Annotated in this window: 20 protein-coding genes; 10 read left to right on the top strand and 10 right to left on the bottom strand. The window is 71.5% G+C overall.

The window, feature by feature from the left end; translation table 11 throughout:
• Positions 1-21: 21 nt before the first annotated feature.
• From ABZY45_RS18375 to ABZY45_RS18355, 5 genes are all read right to left on the bottom strand, one after another.
• Positions 22-1,143: an acyl-CoA dehydrogenase family protein gene (locus ABZY45_RS18375; RefSeq protein ID WP_356741158.1), complete on the bottom strand. Its 1,122-nt coding sequence runs from the start codon at positions 1,141-1,143 to the stop codon at positions 22-24.
• Entirely contained in the window at positions 1,140-2,330 is a 1,191-nt protein-coding gene (locus ABZY45_RS18370) for an acyl-CoA dehydrogenase family protein (RefSeq protein ID WP_356741156.1), read from the bottom strand. Before ABZY45_RS18370 ends, ABZY45_RS18375 begins: the two co-directional genes overlap by 4 nt.
• Complete coding sequence (locus ABZY45_RS18365; RefSeq protein ID WP_356741154.1) at positions 2,327-3,295, bottom strand: NADPH:quinone oxidoreductase family protein; 969 nt, start codon at positions 3,293-3,295, stop codon at positions 2,327-2,329. Before ABZY45_RS18365 ends, ABZY45_RS18370 begins: the two co-directional genes overlap by 4 nt.
• Before the next feature lie 102 nt (positions 3,296-3,397).
• Positions 3,398-3,997, bottom strand: coding sequence for an XRE family transcriptional regulator (locus ABZY45_RS18360; protein ID WP_356741152.1), 600 nt, complete (start codon positions 3,995-3,997; stop codon positions 3,398-3,400).
• 86 nt (positions 3,998-4,083) lie between these two features.
• Positions 4,084-4,815 carry a PIG-L deacetylase family protein gene (locus tag ABZY45_RS18355; RefSeq protein WP_356741150.1) on the bottom strand — a complete coding sequence of 244 codons (732 nt, stop codon included), beginning with the start codon at positions 4,813-4,815 and terminating at the stop codon, positions 4,084-4,086.
• Between the two features lie 214 nt (positions 4,816-5,029).
• Here ABZY45_RS18355 and ABZY45_RS18350 point away from each other — a divergent pair, with 214 nt between their 5' ends.
• Entirely contained in the window at positions 5,030-5,602 is a 573-nt protein-coding gene (locus ABZY45_RS18350; RefSeq protein WP_356741148.1) for a rhodanese-like domain-containing protein, read from the top strand.
• 165 nt (positions 5,603-5,767) lie between these two features.
• On the opposite strand, the gene ABZY45_RS18345 is transcribed toward ABZY45_RS18350, so the two are convergent.
• The gene (locus tag ABZY45_RS18345; protein ID WP_356741146.1) at positions 5,768-7,069 is read right to left on the bottom strand and encodes an alpha/beta fold hydrolase; all 1,302 of its coding nucleotides are present in this window, start codon (positions 7,067-7,069) and stop codon (positions 5,768-5,770) included.
• A 204-nt stretch (positions 7,070-7,273) separates the two neighbouring features.
• On the opposite strand from ABZY45_RS18345, the gene ABZY45_RS18340 reads away from it, so the two are divergent.
• Positions 7,274-8,098, top strand: a complete 825-nt coding sequence (locus tag ABZY45_RS18340) for an aldo/keto reductase (RefSeq protein WP_356741144.1) — start codon at positions 7,274-7,276, stop codon at positions 8,096-8,098.
• 148 nt (positions 8,099-8,246) lie between these two features.
• Here ABZY45_RS18340 and ABZY45_RS18335 read toward each other — a convergent pair whose 3' ends face one another.
• Positions 8,247-8,573, bottom strand: a complete 327-nt coding sequence (locus tag ABZY45_RS18335) for a DUF2087 domain-containing protein (RefSeq protein ID WP_356741142.1) — start codon at positions 8,571-8,573, stop codon at positions 8,247-8,249.
• A 129-nt stretch (positions 8,574-8,702) separates the two neighbouring features.
• Between ABZY45_RS18335 and ABZY45_RS18330 the strand changes: the two genes are divergently transcribed.
• From ABZY45_RS18330 to ABZY45_RS18320, 3 genes are all read left to right on the top strand, one after another.
• On the top strand, positions 8,703-9,677 hold the full coding sequence (locus ABZY45_RS18330; protein WP_356741140.1) for an acetylxylan esterase: 975 nt from the start codon (positions 8,703-8,705) through the stop codon (positions 9,675-9,677).
• A gap of 109 nt (positions 9,678-9,786) precedes the next feature.
• The gene (locus ABZY45_RS18325; RefSeq protein ID WP_356741138.1) at positions 9,787-10,950 is read left to right on the top strand and encodes a Gfo/Idh/MocA family oxidoreductase; all 1,164 of its coding nucleotides are present in this window, start codon (positions 9,787-9,789) and stop codon (positions 10,948-10,950) included.
• Positions 10,947-11,876 (top strand): PmoA family protein, encoded by a 930-nt coding sequence (locus ABZY45_RS18320; protein ID WP_356741136.1) that lies wholly within the window; start codon positions 10,947-10,949, stop codon positions 11,874-11,876. Before ABZY45_RS18325 ends, ABZY45_RS18320 begins: the two co-directional genes overlap by 4 nt.
• A 205-nt stretch (positions 11,877-12,081) precedes the next feature.
• Here ABZY45_RS18320 and ABZY45_RS18315 read toward each other — a convergent pair whose 3' ends face one another.
• Positions 12,082-12,525, bottom strand: a complete 444-nt coding sequence (locus ABZY45_RS18315) for a nitroreductase family deazaflavin-dependent oxidoreductase (RefSeq protein WP_356741134.1) — start codon at positions 12,523-12,525, stop codon at positions 12,082-12,084.
• A gap of 319 nt (positions 12,526-12,844) precedes the next feature.
• Between ABZY45_RS18315 and ABZY45_RS18310 the strand changes: the two genes are divergently transcribed.
• The 5 genes from ABZY45_RS18310 to ABZY45_RS18290 all read left to right on the top strand — a co-directional run bounded on the left by ABZY45_RS18310 (position 12,845) and on the right by ABZY45_RS18290 (position 16,278).
• Positions 12,845-14,206, top strand: coding sequence for an FAD-dependent oxidoreductase (locus ABZY45_RS18310; RefSeq protein WP_356741132.1), 1,362 nt, complete (start codon positions 12,845-12,847; stop codon positions 14,204-14,206).
• A 144-nt stretch (positions 14,207-14,350) separates the two neighbouring features.
• Positions 14,351-14,476, top strand: a complete 126-nt coding sequence (locus ABZY45_RS18305) for a hypothetical protein (RefSeq protein WP_356741130.1) — start codon at positions 14,351-14,353, stop codon at positions 14,474-14,476.
• A gap of 252 nt (positions 14,477-14,728) precedes the next feature.
• The gene (locus tag ABZY45_RS18300; RefSeq protein ID WP_356741128.1) at positions 14,729-15,349 is read left to right on the top strand and encodes an L-threonylcarbamoyladenylate synthase; all 621 of its coding nucleotides are present in this window, start codon (positions 14,729-14,731) and stop codon (positions 15,347-15,349) included.
• A 141-nt stretch (positions 15,350-15,490) separates the two neighbouring features.
• Positions 15,491-15,682, top strand: coding sequence for a DUF6381 family protein (locus ABZY45_RS18295; protein WP_356741126.1), 192 nt, complete (start codon positions 15,491-15,493; stop codon positions 15,680-15,682).
• Positions 15,683-15,888: 206 nt separating this feature from the next.
• Positions 15,889-16,278 (top strand): DUF2267 domain-containing protein, encoded by a 390-nt coding sequence (locus ABZY45_RS18290; protein ID WP_356741618.1) that lies wholly within the window; start codon positions 15,889-15,891, stop codon positions 16,276-16,278.
• 37 nt (positions 16,279-16,315) lie between these two features.
• Here ABZY45_RS18290 and ABZY45_RS18285 read toward each other — a convergent pair whose 3' ends face one another.
• Both ABZY45_RS18285 and ABZY45_RS18280 read right to left on the bottom strand, forming a co-directional pair.
• Entirely contained in the window at positions 16,316-17,323 is a 1,008-nt protein-coding gene (locus ABZY45_RS18285; protein WP_356741124.1) for an MsnO8 family LLM class oxidoreductase, read from the bottom strand.
• 51 nt (positions 17,324-17,374) lie between these two features.
• A complete protein-coding gene (locus ABZY45_RS18280) occupies positions 17,375-17,761 on the bottom strand; it encodes a metalloregulator ArsR/SmtB family transcription factor (protein ID WP_356741122.1) in 387 nt (128 codons plus the stop codon).
• Positions 17,762-17,781 lie beyond the last annotated feature (20 nt).

The following is a 17,781-nucleotide window of genomic DNA, read 5'->3' as shown; positions in this document are numbered from 1 at the left end:
GCGGAGATAAGAAAGCGGAAATCAGGGGGCGGGGAGCTCCATGAGCTCGGCGACCGTCTCGCGATGCCGCCCCGCCGTGCCGTACGCGATCGAGTCGGCCTTGGCCCTCTTCAGGTACAGGTGGGCGGGGTGTTCCCAGGTCATCCCGATTCCGCCGTGCAGCTGGACGCACTCCTCCGCCGCGTGCACCGCGACCCTGGAGCAGTACGCCTGCGCCACGGCCACGGCGAGCGGCGCGTCCGGGCTGCCGGTGGACAGCGCGTCGGCCGCGTTGCGGGCGGCGGCGCGCGCGGAGACGACCTCCAGCCAGAGCTGTGCCATCCGGTGCTTGAGCGACTGGAACGACCCCACCGGCCGGTTGAACTGGTGGCGTTCACGGGTGTGCCGGACCGTCTCGGTCAGGCACCACTCGGCGAGCCCGAGCTGTTCCGACGCGAGGAGCCCCGCCCCGGCCAGAAGGCCCCGCGTCACGGCCTCGGCCGCGGGCCCGGCGTCCGCCAGCCTGGTTCCCGTGGCCCCGGCGAGGGTGACCGTGGCGAGCGGCCGGGTCAGGTCGAGCGGGACGAGGGGCTGGACGCCGACACCCGCGCCACCGGTCTCCACCGCGTACAGACCATCCGCGGTGGGAACGAGGAGCACGTCGGCCGCCGCGGCGTCCGCGACCCCGGGCACGGTCCGGTCGAGGGCGCCGGTGAAGGCTCCGGCACCGTCGGCGGCGGGCGTGGCGAAGGGCAGAGCGAGGACGGCGATCTTACGGCCGGCCGCGAGCTCACCGAGGAGTTCGGCGACGGGGCCGTTCCCGGGGCCGAGGGCGAGCAGGGTCTCGGTGGCGACCACGGAACTGGTCAGGTACGGCGCCGGGGCGACGCTGCGGCCCAGCTCCTCCAGGACCACGGCGGCCTCGCGGTGGGTGGCTCCCTGACCGCCCAGCTTCTCCGGCACGAGCAGCCCGGCCGCGCCGATGCCGGCGGCGAGCGACTCCCACAGGCGCAGGTCGTACGGCGTGTCGGACTCGATCGCGGCGATCACCGTCGGCGCGTCGGCTCGGTCGCCGAGCAGCGAGCGCACGGCGGACCGGAGGTCTTCCTCGGTCTCCGAGTACAGCAGGTCGGGCGCCTGGGCGGGTTCGGTCTGTGCGGTCATCGGGCAAGATCCTTCCAGGCGACGTCCTTGTCGTTACGCGGCTCGACGGGCAGACCGAGGACGCGCTCGGCGACGATGTTGAGCAGGACCTCGCTCGTACCGCCCTCGATGGAGTTGCCCTTGGAGCGCAGATAGCGGTAGCCGGCGTCGCGCCCCGTGAAGTCGACGAGCTCGGGTCGGCGCATGGTCCAGTCGCTGTACAACAACCCTTGGTCACCGAGGAGTTCGACCTCGAGGCCGCTGATCTCCTGGTTGAGGCGGGCGAACGCGAGCTTCATGCCGGAGCCTTCGGGGCCGGGCTGCCCGGCGACGAGCTGCTGGCGCAGGCGTTCACCGGTGAGCCTGGCCACCTCGGCCTCGACCCACAGCGTCAGCAGCCGCTGGTGGAGGTCGTGGGTGCGCAGGCCGGGTTGTTCGCGCCAGGTCTTCGCGACGGTGCCGATCATGCCGCCCTCGCGGGGGATACGGGCTCCGCCGATCGAGACGCGCTCGTTCATCAGGGTGGTCTGCGCGACCTTCCAGCCTTCGCCGACCGGGCCGAGCCGCCTGCTGTCCGGGATGCGTACGCCGGTGAGGAAGACCTCGTTGAATTCCGCCTCGCCGGTGATCTGACGCAGCGGCCGGACCTCGACGCCCGGGTCGCTCATGTCGCAGATGAAGTAGCTGATGCCCCGGTGCTTGGGGAGGTCCGGGTCGGTGCGGGCGATCAGGATCGCCCAGCGGGCGACATGGGCGCTGGACGTCCAGACCTTCTGCCCGTCGACCACCCAGTCCTCGCCGTCCCGGACGGCACGGGTGCCCAGCGCGGCGAGGTCGGAGCCGGCCCCGGGCTCGCTGAATAGCTGGCACCACACCTCCTCCCCCACCCACAGCGGGCGGAGGAAGCGCTGCTTCTGCTCGTCTGTCCCGTATCCGAGAATGGTCGGTGCGGCCATGCCGAGGCCGATGCCGATGCGGCGCGGGTCGTTGTCGGGCGCGCCGGCCGCGGCGAGTTCGGCGTCGACCACGGGTTGCAGGGAGCGGGGCGCGTCGAGTCCGCCCAGCCCGACCGGGTAGTGCACCCATGCCAGTCCGGCATCGAAGCGCGCCTTGAGGAAGTCGGCGCGTCCGGTCGAGGCCGGCGGGTGGGCGGCCAGCAGTTCCTGGGTGAGACCGCGGATCTGCGCCGCGTCGATGGCGGTGTTCATCGGGTTCCTCCTGACGGCAGGACGACGATACGGCCGGTGCTGCTGCCGTCCGCGACCCGCTGGACCGCACGCGCGGCGTCCACCATCGGGACGCGCTCGCTGATCAGCGGCTTGATGACGCCCTGCGCCGCGAGCTTGGTGAGCTCGTCGTGGCAGGCGCGTACGGCGGCGGGGTCCTTGGTGTTGTAGAGACCCCAGTGCAGTCCCACGACCGAGTAGTTCTTGACCAGCGCGTGGTTGAGACCGGGGGTGGGGATGGTGCCGCTCGCGAAGCCGACGACGATGACGCGCCCCTCGAAGGCGATGCACTTGACGGACTTGGCGTAGGCGTCTCCGCCGACCGGGTCGTAGACGACGTCCGCGCCGCGTCCGCCGGTGGCCTCCTTCACCGCCGCGACGATGTCCTCGCTCCGGCGGTCGATGACGAGGTCGCAGCCCAGTTCGCGGGCGATCGCCGCCTTCTCCGGCCCGCCGACGACTCCGATGACGGTGGCGCCCGCGGCCTTGCCCAGCTGGACGGCCGCGCTGCCCACGCCGCCCGCCGCCGCGTGCACCAGCAGCGTCTCCCCGGCCTGGAGCCGGGCTCGCCTGTGCAGCCCGAACCAGCCGGTCTGGTAGCCGATGTGGAGAGCCGCGGCCTCGGCGTCGTCCAGGGCGTCGGGAGCCGGCAGCAAGGCCGCCTCGTCCGCGACGACGTACTCGGCGAAGCCGCCGTCCGGGAGGGCGGGGGTGGCGAGTACCCGGCGCCCGTCCTCCGTCTCGCCGCAGATCTCCACGCCGGGGGTGAAGGGCAGCGGGGGCCGCACCTGGTACTGGCCACGGCAGAGCAGCGCGTCGGGGAAGTTGATGTTCGCCGCGCGTACCTTCAGCAGCACCTGCCCGTCCCCGGGGGTGGGCCGGTCCGCCTCTTCGAGCTCCATCACCTCGCTCGGTTCGCCGTTCCGGTGCACTCGCCATGCCTGCATGAGGGGCCTCCACAACACTGTCGGCATTACCACTGCTCCGGCGCATACTAAGCGGTCGCTTGCCTGTCTGGGAACACCTCGCGCCTGTCGGTCCGCGACCGGTCACGACCGTTTCGGCCTGGCCCTCACGTGCATGCGCTCCCCCTGCGGCCCGAACAGGCTGAGGAACTCGACCGGCTCGTCGCCCGCAGGGCCGAACCAGTGCGGCAGCCGGGTGTCGAACTCGGCGGCCTCACCGGGGGCCAGCACCAGGTCGTGGTCGGCTAGCTTGAGGCGCAGCCGCCCGTTGAGTACGTACAGCCACTCGTACCCCTCGTGGGTGCGCTGCTCGGGCACCTCCGTACAGGGGGCCTTCTGGATGACCTTGTACGCCTGGAGACCGCCCGGCCGGGCGGTGAGGGGCAGGGAGGTCTTCGTCCCCTGGACGATCGGCTTCGCCCTGACGCGCGGATCGCCGACCGGCGGGGCGCCGACGAGATCGTCGAGCGGCACCTCGTGCGCCCGGGCGATCGGGAGCAGCAGTTCCAGGCTGGGGCGCCGCCCTCCCGATTCGAGACGGGAGAGGGTGGAGACGGAGATACCGGTCGCCTCGGACAGCGCGGCGAGCGTCACGCCCCGGTCCTTGCGCAGACGGCGCAGCCGCGGGCCGACCCCGGTGAGTACGGCGTCGAGCTCCGGGTCGTCCTGGTTCTGTTCCTTCATGCCCTCCATTGCAGAATCGGCAAGGTCGTTTGTCAATCAGGTACCCCGGCGGGCTCCCGGACCGACGCCGGGAGCGCCGGGACGGCTCAGCGGGAAAAGACCTCGAAGGTGACCGCCGGGCGGTCACCGAAGCGTTCGGCCGCCGCCCCGGTGGTGCCGGTCAGAAACGCACGGCAGTAGGCTTCCGGGTCCTCGTCGGTCAGTACCTCGATGTAGGTGCGATGGGCCAGCAGCGACCGGACCGCACGCTCGAACCCCGGCGTCGCGTCGACCGCGTGGGTGGGCCGGTCGGTGCCCGCCACGGCGACCCAGCGCACCCCGTCCCACGGTTCGAGGCCCTGCTCTCCCAGCTCCGGGAAGATCCAGCGGTTGCCCGCGTCGCCCGCGGCATCCAGGACGGCCCGGCCGACGGCACGGTGGTCGGGGGTGTTCCACGCCACCCCTCCCCACGTGTCGCGGTGGTTGAGGGTGATCACCAGCTCGGGCCGGTACCGGCGGAGCGCAGCGGTGATGTCCCGGCGCAGCGCCGTGCCGTACTCGATCACGCCGTCCTTGTGGTCGAGGAACTCGACGGCCGAGACACCCACCTCGCCGGCGCTCGCCCGCTGCTCGCGCTCCCGCAGCGGGGCGCACTCCTCCGGAGCGACGGTGTCGATCCCCGCCTCGCCCCGGCTGGCGAGGAGATAGGCGACCTCACGGCCGGCGTCGGTCCAGCCGGCGACGGCGGCGGCGCAGCCGTATTCCAGATCGTCGGGGTGGGCGACCACCGCCAGCGCCCGCTGCCAGTCGGCGGGCATGGGTTCCAGCTGCTGTGTCATACCCGGCAGGCTATGCGCGCGAGGGTGCCGGATCCGTGCATTCCGGAAGCGGTTCGGGGCAGGGAGGGAGGAGTTGCTCCGGTCGGAGTCCGCGTGCGGCGCGCCGCGTCACACCGGAGCGCAATACCCCTGGGGGTATCATGTCCGTCCGGGGCAGCCCGGTACGCACACCCCCGGGCCGCTCCCCCCCAGGCGACCGAAAGGAAACCCGCTCGTGATCAGCCCCGCCTCCCTCTCTCCCGCCCAGGCGGCAGCCCGTCTGGAGGAGTTCACCGTCATCGACGTGCGGGCTCCCGGCGAGTACGCGTCCGGGCATGTGCCCGGCGCCCTGAACATTCCGCTCGACCGGCTCGGCGAGGCCGTGCCCGCCCTGAAGTCGGTTTCCGCGCGCGGTTCACTGCTGGTGGTGTGCGCCTCCGGCGTCCGCTCGACACGGGCGTGCGAGATCCTGGCCGACGCCGACATCGAGGCCGCGACCCTGACCGGAGGCACCTCGGCATGGGAGGGCGACGGGCGCGGCCTGGACCGCCCCAACGGCGCGCGCGCCATCTGGCCGATGGAACGCCAGGTGCGGCTCGCCGCCGGTTCCCTGGTGGTCGCGGGCCTGCTGGCGGGCCGGCGTTTCCCGGCCGCGCGCTGGCTGTCAGCCGGGATCGGCACCGGCCTCGTCTACTCCGCGGTGACCAACACGTGCGGCATGGCGGCCGTCCTGTCGAAGCTTCCCTACAACCGCGCCCCGCAGCCCGGGGCAGGGCTCGACGCCACCCTGGACGCCCTCCAGGGCTGAGCACGCGGCCCTGGGTCCGGGACCGGGCACAGGACGGATTCCCCGCCCGAGGCCGAATCTCTGCTGGATTCCCACCCGGCCCGACCGCCCGGGGGCCCCGCCGGAGGCGTGAGCGCCCGGCGGGACCCGCTCCCGGACACCGCCCGCCGGGCCCGGTTCCCGGGACTACCGCTCGCTCTCGCCGCGTACGAGAGCGAGCAGCCGGTCCAGCACGTATGGGCCGCCCGCCCGTACGCCGTCGTGCTCGTACTCGCTGGTCACCCACGTCCGCAGGCCCTTGATCGAGGAGGCCGTACGCAGCGCGTGGCCGGTGTCCACGTACATGTCGTCGTGGTAGACGGCGGCGGCCACCGGGACCTCGTTCGCCGCGAGCCTCTCCGTGTCGTACAGGACCGGCCAGTCGGTGCGGGCGGCGAGCAGCTCGGCCGTCTCACGGAGCGGGCGCAGCGCGGGATCGACGTCGAAGTGCCACGGGTGGATGCTCTCGCCCGTGAAGAGCAGGGGGCTGTCGCCCTCCAGCGCACGGGCCGCTTCGAACTGCGGGAACTCGACCCGGACGCGCTCGGCGGCCCAGCCGGTGGGACGCGCGCCCTGACCGTAGATCGCCTCGTGCATCAGGGCGTACAGCGGGTGCGCGGCGAACGAGGTCGCGCCGCGCACGGCCTCCTGGAAGGCGTCGGAGAGTTCCGGCCCGCCCACGCCCTCGACGAAGGCGTTCTCGAGAAGATAGTGCAGCTGGTGGCTGCCGTTGCCGGTGCCCAGCATGATGCCGAGCGACTGGAAGCCCTCGGGAGTCAGCAGGTGGCCGCCGCTCTCGGGACGATGCTCGGCGAGATACGCGGCGATGGCCCTGGCACGCTCCACGTCCTGCGGATAGCGCGCGTAGTGAGCCGCGACCTTGCGCTCGACGCGCGGGTACGCCGCCCGGTACACGTCGTCGGCATGCGCGTCCAGCGAGGGCAGACCGCCGGTGATCAGGACGCTCGCGAGACCCTCGGGAGCCGCGGAGAGGTAGTGGACGGCGCAGAACCCGCCGAAGGACTGCCCGAGGACGGTCCACGGCGCACCCCCGGTGAGCTGGGGCCGGATGAGTTCACAGTCCCGCACGATGCTGTCGGCGCGGAAACGGGCGAGATAGCCGGCCTGCTCACGCGGGCCTCCGCGCAGGGGCAGGGTCTGCCGGTTGGCCGGGGTGGACAGGCCTGTGCCACGCTGGTCCAGGAGCAGCACACGGAATTCCCGCACCGCGCGGCCCAGCCAGGCCTCCGTGCCGTTGAAGCGGCGGGCACCGAAGCCGGGGCCGCCCTCCAGGTAGACCAGCCAGGGCAGGTCGCCGCCCGCCTTCGCGGTCGCCACGGCCTCGCGGCCGAAGATCTCGATCGTCTCGCCGTCCGGCTCGCTGTGATCGAGCGGGACCGTGAAGCGGCGGTCGGTGAGGACGACTCCGGGCTGGCGATAGCTGTTCAAGAAGGGCTCCTGTATCGGTGATTCCCGGACAGTTCAGCACATCACCAGGACCGCTCCGGGCTCGGCCCGTGCGGACCCGTCCGCCGTAATCACCACCACGGCCTTTAGCAGCGTTTGCAACTAACCCGCGTATGCAATTATTGTTTACGCCAGTAACCGTCGCACGCAGATCGGTTCGGCACCGCACTCACGAGAGGTCCCACCATGTCCACGGTCCCCACCGTCGCGCTCAACAACGGCGTCACGATTCCCCAGCTCGGCTTCGGCGTCTTCCAGATCCCCGACGACGAGACGGCCGCCGCGGTCTCCAGCGCCCTGGAGGCGGGCTACCGCTCGATCGACACGGCTGCCGTGTACGGAAACGAGACCGGCGTGGGCCGCGCGCTGGCCGAATCCGGCCTCCCTCGCGAGGAGCTGTTCATCACGACGAAGCTCTGGAACGCCGACCAGGGTTACGACTCCACCCTCGCGGCCTTCGACGCCAGTCTGGCCAGGCTCGGCCTCGACCACGTGGACCTCTACCTCATCCACTGGCCCACGCCCGAGCGTGACCTCTACACCGACACCTGGCGCGCCCTGGAGAAGCTGCTGGCGGACGGCCGGATCCGGGCCGCGGGTGTGTCCAATTTCCAGCCCGCCCACCTGCGCCGACTGCGGGAGGAGAGCTCCCTCGTACCGGCCGTCAACCAGATCGAGCTGCACCCCGGGCTCCAGCAGAGCGAGCTGCGCGCCGTGCACGCCGAGAGCGGCATCGTCACCGAGGCGTGGAGCCCTCTCGCACAGGGGGCGATGCTGGGCGAGGAGGTGCTGACCGAACTCGCCGAGCGCCACGGGAAGACGCCGGCCCAGATCGTTCTGCGCTGGCACCTCCAGCTCGGCAACGTCGTCATCCCCAAGTCGGTCACGCCCGCCCGCATCAGGCAGAACATCGAGCTCTTCGACTTCGAACTCTCGCAGGCCGACATGGACGCGATCGCCGGCCTGGACCGGGGAATGCGCACCGGCCCGGACCCCGACACCCTGAACTGAGCCACCCGCCACGGCAGCACGACCGCCGCCGGCCCGCACACCCGTGCGGACCGGCAGGTCCCGGTTCCCGGCCGTCGGCAGGCACTCCCGGGCGGAACGGCGGCTTCCCGGCCGCCGGCAGGCACACCGTGCCGGTCGGCGGCCTTTCTCACGCCCCCGGGGAAGACTCCTGGAGGGACACCGCCGGAGCTTCCCTGCCCCCGCTCGCCCGCCGGTAACTGCTGCCGTCCCGAGGCCGTTCCAGCAGACCTGCGACCACCAGATGGCGCCGCAGGGCCGAGCAGTCCTCGTGGACCGTGAGCAGCGCGTCGTTGACCTCACGCTCGGTGTAGACCCGGCCGCGCTCGAAGAGCGTGTGCGCGAGGTGCTCGAGCAACTGCTCACGCCGGGCGGGCTTCCGGGGGATCGCCGTCAGGCGCCCGTGCGAGAACAGGGCGGTCACCTGGCGCGACCGGCGGGTGTCGGTATCGGACATGCCGGAAGCGTCGCAGGCAGGAGAACGGCAGGCAAAGCGTTTTCCCCTCGCGGACAGCATCTTGACCTTCGGGCCGACCGTCGTACGGTGTGACCATTCATCACTCTTCCGGCTGAAGGCGGTCCCCTCATGGCCCTGTTCGATCTCCCTCTCGAAGAACTGCGCACCTATCGCAGCCGGTCGGTGGAGCCCGACGACTTCGACGCCTTCTGGTCGGACACGCTCGCGGAAGCCGGAACGCACGATCTGGACGCCCGTTTCGAGCGGTGCGCCGACACCGGTCTCGCCACCGTGGAGGTGTACGACGTGACGTTCGCGGGCTTCGGCGGACATCCTGTCAAGGGCTGGTTCGTCATACCGGCGGGAACGACCGAACCACTGCCCGTGGTCGTGGAGTTCATCGGGTACGGGGGCGGGCGGAACCTGCCGCACGCACATCTGCTCTGGGCCTCGGCAGGCATGGCCCACTTCGTGATGGACACCCGCGGCCAGGGCAGCGGCTGGGCGCCGGGCGACACCGCTGACCCCGTCGGGTCAGCGCCGTCGCTCGCCGGCTTCATGACCCAGGGCATCGGGGCCCCGGAGACGTACTACTACCGCAGGGTCATCACGGACGCGGTACGCGCGGTGGAGGCGGCCCGTTCACACCCTCTCGCCGACGCCTCCCGCACCGCGGTGATCGGCGCGAGCCAGGGCGGCGGCCTCGCCCTCGCGGCGGGCGGGCTGGTGCCCGACCTGGTGGCCGTGGCACCGGACGTGCCGTTCCTCTGCGACTTCCCCCGCGCGACCCGCATGACCGACCGGAAGCCGTACCGGGAGGTCGGGGACTACCTGAAGACACACCGCGGCCGGGCCGAGCAGGTCGAGAGGACCCTCTCCTACTTCGACGGGGTCCACTTCGCCGCACGCTGCCGGGCCCCCGCGCTGTTCTCCGTGGCCCTGGAGGACCTCACCTGCCCGCCCTCGACGGTGTTCGCCGCGTTCAACGCCTACGCGCACGCCGACAAGGAGATCGAGGTGTACGACTTCAACGACCACGAGGGAGGCGGCCCGTTCCAGCAGGCGGCTCAGCTGGCCAGACTGCCGCGACTGCTGAAGGCCTGACGGACGCACGGCGGCGGGAACCCCTTGACCCGCCTCGTGGACGGAGCCTAGGTTTCCGGGAGAGAAAGCGCTTGCTGTCCGGCGGGTGTGCATATTTTCGCATCAAGGGGTGTTTGTCACGGCCAGCCATCCTTCGCACCGGGACCCGCTGCGGGTCGCGATCGTCGGCACGGGCGCGATCGCGCGGGTGAGTCATCTGCCCGCGCTGACCGCGCTCGCCGCCGAACAGCCGCTGGAGATCGTCGCCGCGGTCGACGTCGACCCGGACTCGGTCGGGACGTTCTGCGCCGAGTCGGGAATCGCGCACCCGTACACCGACCTCGACCGCATGCTCGCCGAGCAGCACCCGGACCTGGTCACTCTCGCCACCCCGCCCCGGTTCCACCGGGACCAGACCGTCGCCGCCCTGCGCGCCGGGGCGTGGGTGTGGTGCGAGAAGCCGCCCTGCCCGTCGCTGGAGGACTTCGACGCGATCGAGGCGGAGGAGGGTCCCGAGGGCGAGGGCCCGTACGCGGCGATCGTCTTCCAGCACCGCTTCGGCTCGGGCGCCGGGCACGTCCGGGAACTTCTCGCCCGGCAGGCCATGGGCCGGCCGCTGGTGGCCCACTGCCAGACCACCTGGTACCGGGACGAGGCGTATTACTCCGCTCCCTGGCGGGGCACTTGGAGCAGTGAGGGGGGCGGGCCCTCCATGGGACACGGCATCCACCAGATGGACCTGCTGCTGGATCTGCTGGGCCCGTGGTCGGAGATCCGGGCGATGGCCGGGCGGCTGGTGCACGACGTGGAGACCGAGGACGTCTCCACCGCGCTCATCCGCTTCGAGAACGGCGCGATGGCCACGGTCGTGAACAGTGTGCTCAGCCCGGACGAAGTGAGCCGGATCCGCATCGACTGCGAGCACGCGACCGTGGAACTCACCCACCTGTACGGGCACCGGAACGCCGACTGGCGGATCACTCCGGCCCCCGGGGTGCCCGCCGAAGAGGCCGATGCCTGGCGGGACTTCGGAGCCGACGTACCCAGCTCGCACCAGGCACAGCTGACAGGGCTGCTGGAGGACATGCGCACAGGCCGCAGGCCACGCAGCAGCGGTGCCGACGGCCGCAAGAGCCTCGAACTGGTCACGGCTCTCTACAAGGCGGCCTTCACCGGGGCCACCGTACGGGCCGGCGAGACAGGCCCCGGCGATCCGTACTACGGCGCGCTCCACGGCGATGCCCCCGGGTGGGCGCCGGAGCGTCAGGAGCAGCGGGCTGAGGTGACGGCATGACGAAGGCCCTGGAGATCGACCACCGGCAGGGCGACCACCTGGTGGTGACCGTGGCGGACAGCGGTGTGGAACTGCTCCGCTACGTCTACGGCGCCGAGGACGCGTGGGAGGCGCCGAAGCCCTACATCCACCCCCTGCGCACCCTGTCCGGGCGGATCGTGACGGGCTACCGCCCGAACGATCACCGCTGGCACAAGGGCCTGCAGATGACCGCCTCACACCTGTCCGGCGCGAATCTGTGGGGCGGCAACAGCTACGTGCACGGCGAGGGCTATCTCGCCCTGCCGGAGCGCGTGGGTTCCATGGCGCACATCGGCTTCGACGAGGTGTCGGTGACCGACGACGCCGTGCGCTTCACCGAGCGGCTGACCTGGCATCCGCACGACGGCGGACTCTGGGCGGAAGAGAAGCGCCGCGTCCAGGTCCATGACGTCGACCCGCTGACCGGGAGCTGGGCGCTGACCTGGTCCTCGGCGATCACCAACCGGCGCGACGAGCCTCTGCGCTTCGGCAGCCCCACGACACACGGCCGCCCGAACGCGGGCTACACCGGCCTGTTCTGGCGGGGGCCGCGCGCCTTCAGGGACGGCCGTATCATCGCGCCGGACGCCGAGGGACCGGAGATGATGGGGCGGCAGGCCCCGTGGCTCGCGTACAGCGGGGAACACGACGATGTCGACGGCCACGCGACTCTCGTCTTCGCGCACTCCCCCGAGAACGACCACACCGGGACGGGCGGGGAGCACCCGGCGCACTGGTTCGTGCGCAACACCCCGTTCGCGGCCGTCGCCCCGTCGTTCGCCTTCCACGAGGAACTCGTGCTGGATCCGGGTGCGACCCTGACCCGGCGTTACCGCGTCCTGGTCGCGGACGGGGCCTGGGACCGCGACCGCATCGCCTCGGCGGTGGACGGGCTCCGCTGGTAGTGGCCGGAGGGAGGGGGGCCGGCCCGGCCCGCCCGGGGAACCGGGACACCTCGAAGGTCTCCCGGTCCGGACGGCCGGCCGGGCACGGCTCAGGCCGTCCGCCCTCGCTCGGCATCCGGACACCGCTCGGGCCTCCGCCGTCACCCGGCATCCGGGCGCGCGGGAAGACCGCGCGCCCGGCCGGGCCCCTCCAGCGCCTCCCCGTTCAGTCCTTCGCGGCCGGGGAGAGGACGAAGACCGGGATCTCCCGGTCCGTCTTGGTCTGGTAGTCGGCGTAGTCGGGGAACGCCTCGACGGCGCGGGCCCACCACAGGGCCTTCTCCTCCCCCGTGACCTCGCGGGCGACCATGTCCTGGCGCAGGGTGCCGTCCCGCAGGTCCACCCGGGGGTCGGCCAGCACGTTGTAGTACCAGACCGGATGCTTGGGAGCGCCGCCGAGTGAGGCGACCACGGCGTACTCCCCGTCGTGCTCGACCCTCATGAGCGGGGTCTTACGGATCTTGCCGCTCTTGGCGCCGCGTGTCGTGAGAAGGATGACGGGCATGCCCCGCAGAGTCGTCCCCTGCGTTCCGCCCGAACTCTCGATGAGCTCGACCTGCTCACGGACCCACGTCGTCGGGCTGGGCTCGTACTCGCCCTCGATCGGCATGAAACATGTCCTCTCGTCGGAATGCTGCGGTCCTCTTCATCATGGCTCCGACAACTACGGGGAACTCGCAGGAACACTGCCGGACGACCCGCCATTACGCGCCATCTCACTTCCTGGACAGCCGTGAGACGCCTGGGCGGGAATCCGCTCACAGAAACCGGGCCTCTTTAGTCGATTACGTCCATTTATTTCCGATATATCCCCTCGCCCCGCTCCAGGGCCTCCCGGCCGCAGGCCGTACCGTGGGGGAAGCGGAGTAAGCCAAGCCTTACCCCGCTGTACTCTGCCCGTGGTCGTCCGCCCTAAGGAACAACACTCCATGACACGCCCCGTCCGCGTCGCCATCGTCGGAGCCGGTCCCGCCGGAATCTACGCAGCGGACGCGCTTCTCAAGTCCGAGGCCGCCCAGGAGCCGGGCGTATCGATCGACCTGTTCGAGCGCATGCCCGCCCCCTTCGGCCTGATCCGGTACGGCGTCGCTCCGGACCACCCGCGGATCAAGGGCATCGTCAAGGCGCTCCACCAGGTCCTGGACAAGCCCCAGCTGCGGCTGTTCGGCAACGTCGACTACCCGAACGACATCGGCCTGGACGACCTGCGGTCCTTCTACGACGCGGTGATCTTCTCCACCGGGGCCGACGCCGACCGCGCGCTGGACATACCCGGGATCGATCTCGACGGTTCCTACGGCGCCGCCGACTTCGTGGCCTGGTACGACGGCCACCCCGAGGTTCCGCGCACATGGCCGCTGGAGGCCGAGAAGGTCGCCGTGCTCGGCGTGGGCAACGTGGCCCTGGACGTCGCGCGCATCCTCGCCAAGACGGCCGACGAACTGCTCCCGACCGAGATCCCCGCGAACGTCTACGACGGGCTCAAGGCCAACAAGGCCCTGGAGGTGCACGTCTTCGGACGGCGTGGGCCGGCCCAGGCGAAGTTCAGCCCGATGGAGCTGCGCGAGCTCGACCACTCGCCGAACATCGAGGTCATCGTCAACCCCGAGGACATCGACTACGACGAGGGCTCGATCGCCACGCGGCGGGAGAACAAGCAGGCCAACATGGTCGCCTCCACTCTGGAGAACTGGGCGATCCGCGACGTCGGCGACCGCCCCCACAAGCTCTTCCTCCACTTCTTCGAGTCCCCGGTGGAGGTCGTCGGCGACGACGGCCGCGTCGTCGCCCTGCGTACCGAGCGCACGGAGCTGGACGGCACGGGCAACGTCAAGGGCACGGGCCGCTTCACGGACTGGGACGTGCAGAGCGTCTACCGGGCGGTGGGCTACTACTCGGAGGAGCTCCCGAAGCTGCCCTTCGACGTCACCTCCGGCACGGTCCCGCACGCTGCGGGCCGCGTGCTGAGCGGCGACGAGCCGATGACCTCCGTGTACGTCACCGGGTGGATCAAGCGGGGTCCGATCGGCCTGATCGGGCACACGAAGGGCGACGCCAACGAGACGGTGGCCTGCCTGCTGGAGGACCACGGCGCCGGGCGGCTCCCCGCCCCCGCGCAGCCCGAGCCCGACGCGATCGTCGACTACCTGGAACAGCGCGACATCCGCTACACCACCAAGGAGGGCTGGCACCGTCTGGACGCCCACGAGCAGGCGCTCGGCGCCGCCGAGGGCCGCGAGCGGATCAAGGTCGTCGAGCGCACGGCCATGCTGGACGCGTCCGGGGCCTGACCCGGGCCCTGAATTCCGCGCCCCCGGAGTCCTCCACAAGGAGTGGCTGCGGGGGCGCGGCGCTGTGCGGGCCCTGCCGTGGAGGTGTGAGAACGTCCGGCGCCCGCGCCCCAGGGGTGGATACGCTCTGTCCGCAGCACATGCGTGGAGGAGTCCGCTCTGACGCAGCAGGTCACCGGCATCGCCCGGGAGAAGGCCGCCAGGGCCGCCTGCGCGCTCGACGATCCCGTGGTCCTGCGGGCCGATCGCACGTACGCCACCTCCTCCTGACGGACGACCAGGCATGCGGCACCGACGAGATGTGCGCCCGTCTCGCGCGCCGGCGCGAGGAACACCCCGACTTCGCGCCGGAGTTCGACGGACCGGGGCGGGAGCAGTGGGAGGCTGCGACGAGGGAGGCGACGACGACGTCGCGGCGCGCCGGAGCAGGCGGGGCGCACGCGCAGCCATGCCCCCGGCCAGCCCCGGCGGCTCGCACCGCGCAAGCGGAACGCGGTGATCCCGAGGCCGTAGACTCGCCGAATGGCCAAGTACTTCGACGTGCACCCCGAGAACCCCCAGCGCCGCACCATCACCGGCGTGGCCGAGAGCATCCGGTCCGGCGCCCTCGTCGCCTATCCGACCGATTCCTGCTACGCGTTGGGATGCCAGCTGGGCAGCCGGGACGGGATCGACCGCATCCGGTCGATCCGGAACCTCGACGACCGCCACCACTTCACCCTGGTGTGCCAGAACTTCGCGCAGCTCGGCCAGTTCGTCCAGGTCGACAACGACGTCTTCCGCGCGATCAAGGCGGCGACACCCGGGAGTTACACCTTCATCCTCCCCGCCACCAAGGAAGTCCCGCGGCAGCTGCTGCACCCCAAGAAGAAGACCGTCGGTGTCCGCATCCCGGACCACACCGTGACACAGGCGCTGCTGGCCGAACTCGGCGAGCCGCTGCTGTCCAGCACGCTGCTCCTGCCGGACGAGGAGGAGCCGCTGACGCAGGGCTGGGAGATCAAGGAGCGCCTGGATCACGTGGTCGACGTCGTGCTCGACTCCGGTGACTGCGGCACCGAGCCGACGACCGTCATCGACTTCTCCGGCGCGGAGGTCGAGGTCGTACGCCGTGGTGCGGGCGACGTGACGCGCTTCGAGTAGCGTCGAGCAGCGCGGGGCCCGCCGGAGAGGTCACCCCCGGGGCGGTCACTCCGCGCTTCCGGCCGGCCCGCGGAGATGCGCGCACCCCCTGGTGCCTGGTTCGGTGGAGGTGTCCGCTCCGTACAGCGCCAGGGAGTGATCATGAGCGAGCAGGAAGACCTGAGGGGCCGCGCACAGCAGATGCGCGACAAGGCGAAGGACCTCGAAGAGGCGGCCGAGAAGGCGACCGACCCCGCCGAACGCAAGCGTCTGCACGAGAAGGCCCACCGGCTCGAAGCCCAGAGCGAGCAGGCCAGCGGCATGGCGAGCGGCGACATCTACCCGATGGAGTAGGCCGGGCGGCGCCCTCGGCCCGACCCAGGGCAGCGTGCTGGTCCACCGGCCGGCGGCAGCGGTGCCCCGCACTTGCCGGGCGGACACGCACGTGTTAGTACCGGACATGAGGCGACATGCGACGAATACGCGGAGGGCGGGGCACGGGCTCCCCTCCCCCACCCCGCTCTCCGCCCGTGTTCCGCGAGGGGGAACCCGTGACGTACATGAGATGGCAGGCGTTTCTGGAGGCCGTCCAGGAACGGGGCGCCTATCCATCGGCTCTGGAGGCGGAGCGGGCCTCGCGCGTGGTGCTGGCGCTGCTCGGCGCGCACGTGGTGGGCGAGGAGCGCGCCGAGCTGGCGGCCAGACTCCCGGAGACCTTCGCGCTGATCCTCCTGAATCCGCTGCAGGCCGCCGAACCGCTCAGTCCGGAGAGGTTCGTGCGCGCGGCGGCCGCCTGGATCGAGGGCGCGACCGAGCAGACCGCGGCCTGGGACACGAGCGCCGTGCTCAGCGTGGTCGCCGACGCCGCGGGCGAGGAACTGCTGGAGCGCGTACTCCTCCAGCTGCCCCCGGGCTACGACCTCCTCTTCGGCCATCCCGGCAGCGCCTGAGGCCCAGAACCGGCCTGAGGCCCGGAACCGGCCGGGGTCAGTACAGCCCGGCGATCGTGGCGAGCCTCCGCATGGAGTCCACGAGCGCCTCGCGGTCGTACGTACTCGTGGTGACCAGCACCTCGTCGGCGCCCGTATCCTCGAGCACCAGCTCGAGTTCCGCCGCGACGGTGTCCTCGGTGCCCGCGACATGGCCGCGCAGTCCGTCCTCGAACAGCCCGCGCTCCTTGTCCGTCATGTCCAGCGCCTGAATCCGCTCGGCCGTGGCGAGCGGCGGGAAGGAGCCATGGGTGCGCGCGTACGCCATGGACCAGGCCTCGGGAACCAGCAGCCGCCTCGCGTCCTGCGCCGAACCGGCGACGGCGATGGTGCCCGAGACGATCACGTAGGGCTCACGGGCCCATGAGGAGGGGCGGAAGGCGGCGCGGTACTCCTCGACCGCGCGTATCAGCCGGTCGCGGCTCCGGAGGTCCCCGACGACGAGCGGCAGACCGGCCGCCGCGGCGATCGAGGCTCCGCCGCCGGTCGCCAGGACGAAGGGAGGGACGGTCAGCCCTTCGGCGGGGCGGGCGTGGACCTGGGGGTACTCCTGCTGGGTGCCGTCCAGCCAGCCGAGGAGTTCGGCGAGCTGCCCGGCGAAGTCGTCGGCGTCGCCCTTGCCCCGGCCGAGCGCCTTGCGGATCCCGTCGGTGAAACCGACCGAACGCCCCAGCCCCATGTCGATCCGGCCGGGGAAGAGCGAGGCGAGGACCCCGAACTGCTCGGCCACCACGAAGGGCTGGTGATTCGGGAGCATGACCCCGCCGGTGCCCACCCTGATGGACGAGGTCGCGCTCGCGACGGCGGCGGCCAGCACCGTCGGCGCCGACCCGGCCACCCCGGGCACACTGTGGTGTTCGGACACCCAGAAGCGGTGGTACCCGAGAGCCTCCGCCGTGCCGGCGAGCGCGACGGTGTCCCGCAGAGCCTGCGGGCCGTCGTACCCCTCGCGGGTGCGGGAGCGGTCGAGGAAGGAGAAACGGGTCGATCCGATGCGTGGGCTCACGCCCTGTTCAACACCGCGGGCCCGCCGGGATTCCCCTGGCGCGGCGCGATGTCACGCCCGGACTGCCGTCCCGGCGGTCTCGCCCGGAGCGTCGCGGAGTCCGAGCCGCAGATGTTCGACGTGGTAAAGGGCCTGGTCCAGCAGTTCGGCGACATGATGGTCGTACAGGGCGTACACGATCGAGCGCCCCTGCCGCTCACCGGCGACCAGTCCGAGATTCCGCAGCAGGCGCAACTGGTGGGAGCAGGCGGACGGTTCCATCTCCACCGCTTCCGCGAGGTCACCGACCGCGCAGGGCCCCTCCTGGAGTCGCGCCAGAATGCGCAACCGGGACGGGGTGGCCAGGGCCTGGAGGGTCTCGGCGACGCCTGCCGCTCCGACGGCGTCCAGACGCTCGCGGGTGGTGGCGTTGCTCTGCTCGTCGCGTCCGTGGCCCATGGAGCCCATTCTACGGATGA

Source organism: Streptomyces sp. NPDC006516 (genome assembly GCF_040611875.1).
Lineage (GTDB): Bacteria > Actinomycetota > Actinomycetes > Streptomycetales > Streptomycetaceae > Streptomyces.
Note: the sequence above shows the minus strand (reverse complement) of the source record. Positions and strands in the feature narration are given on the sequence as shown.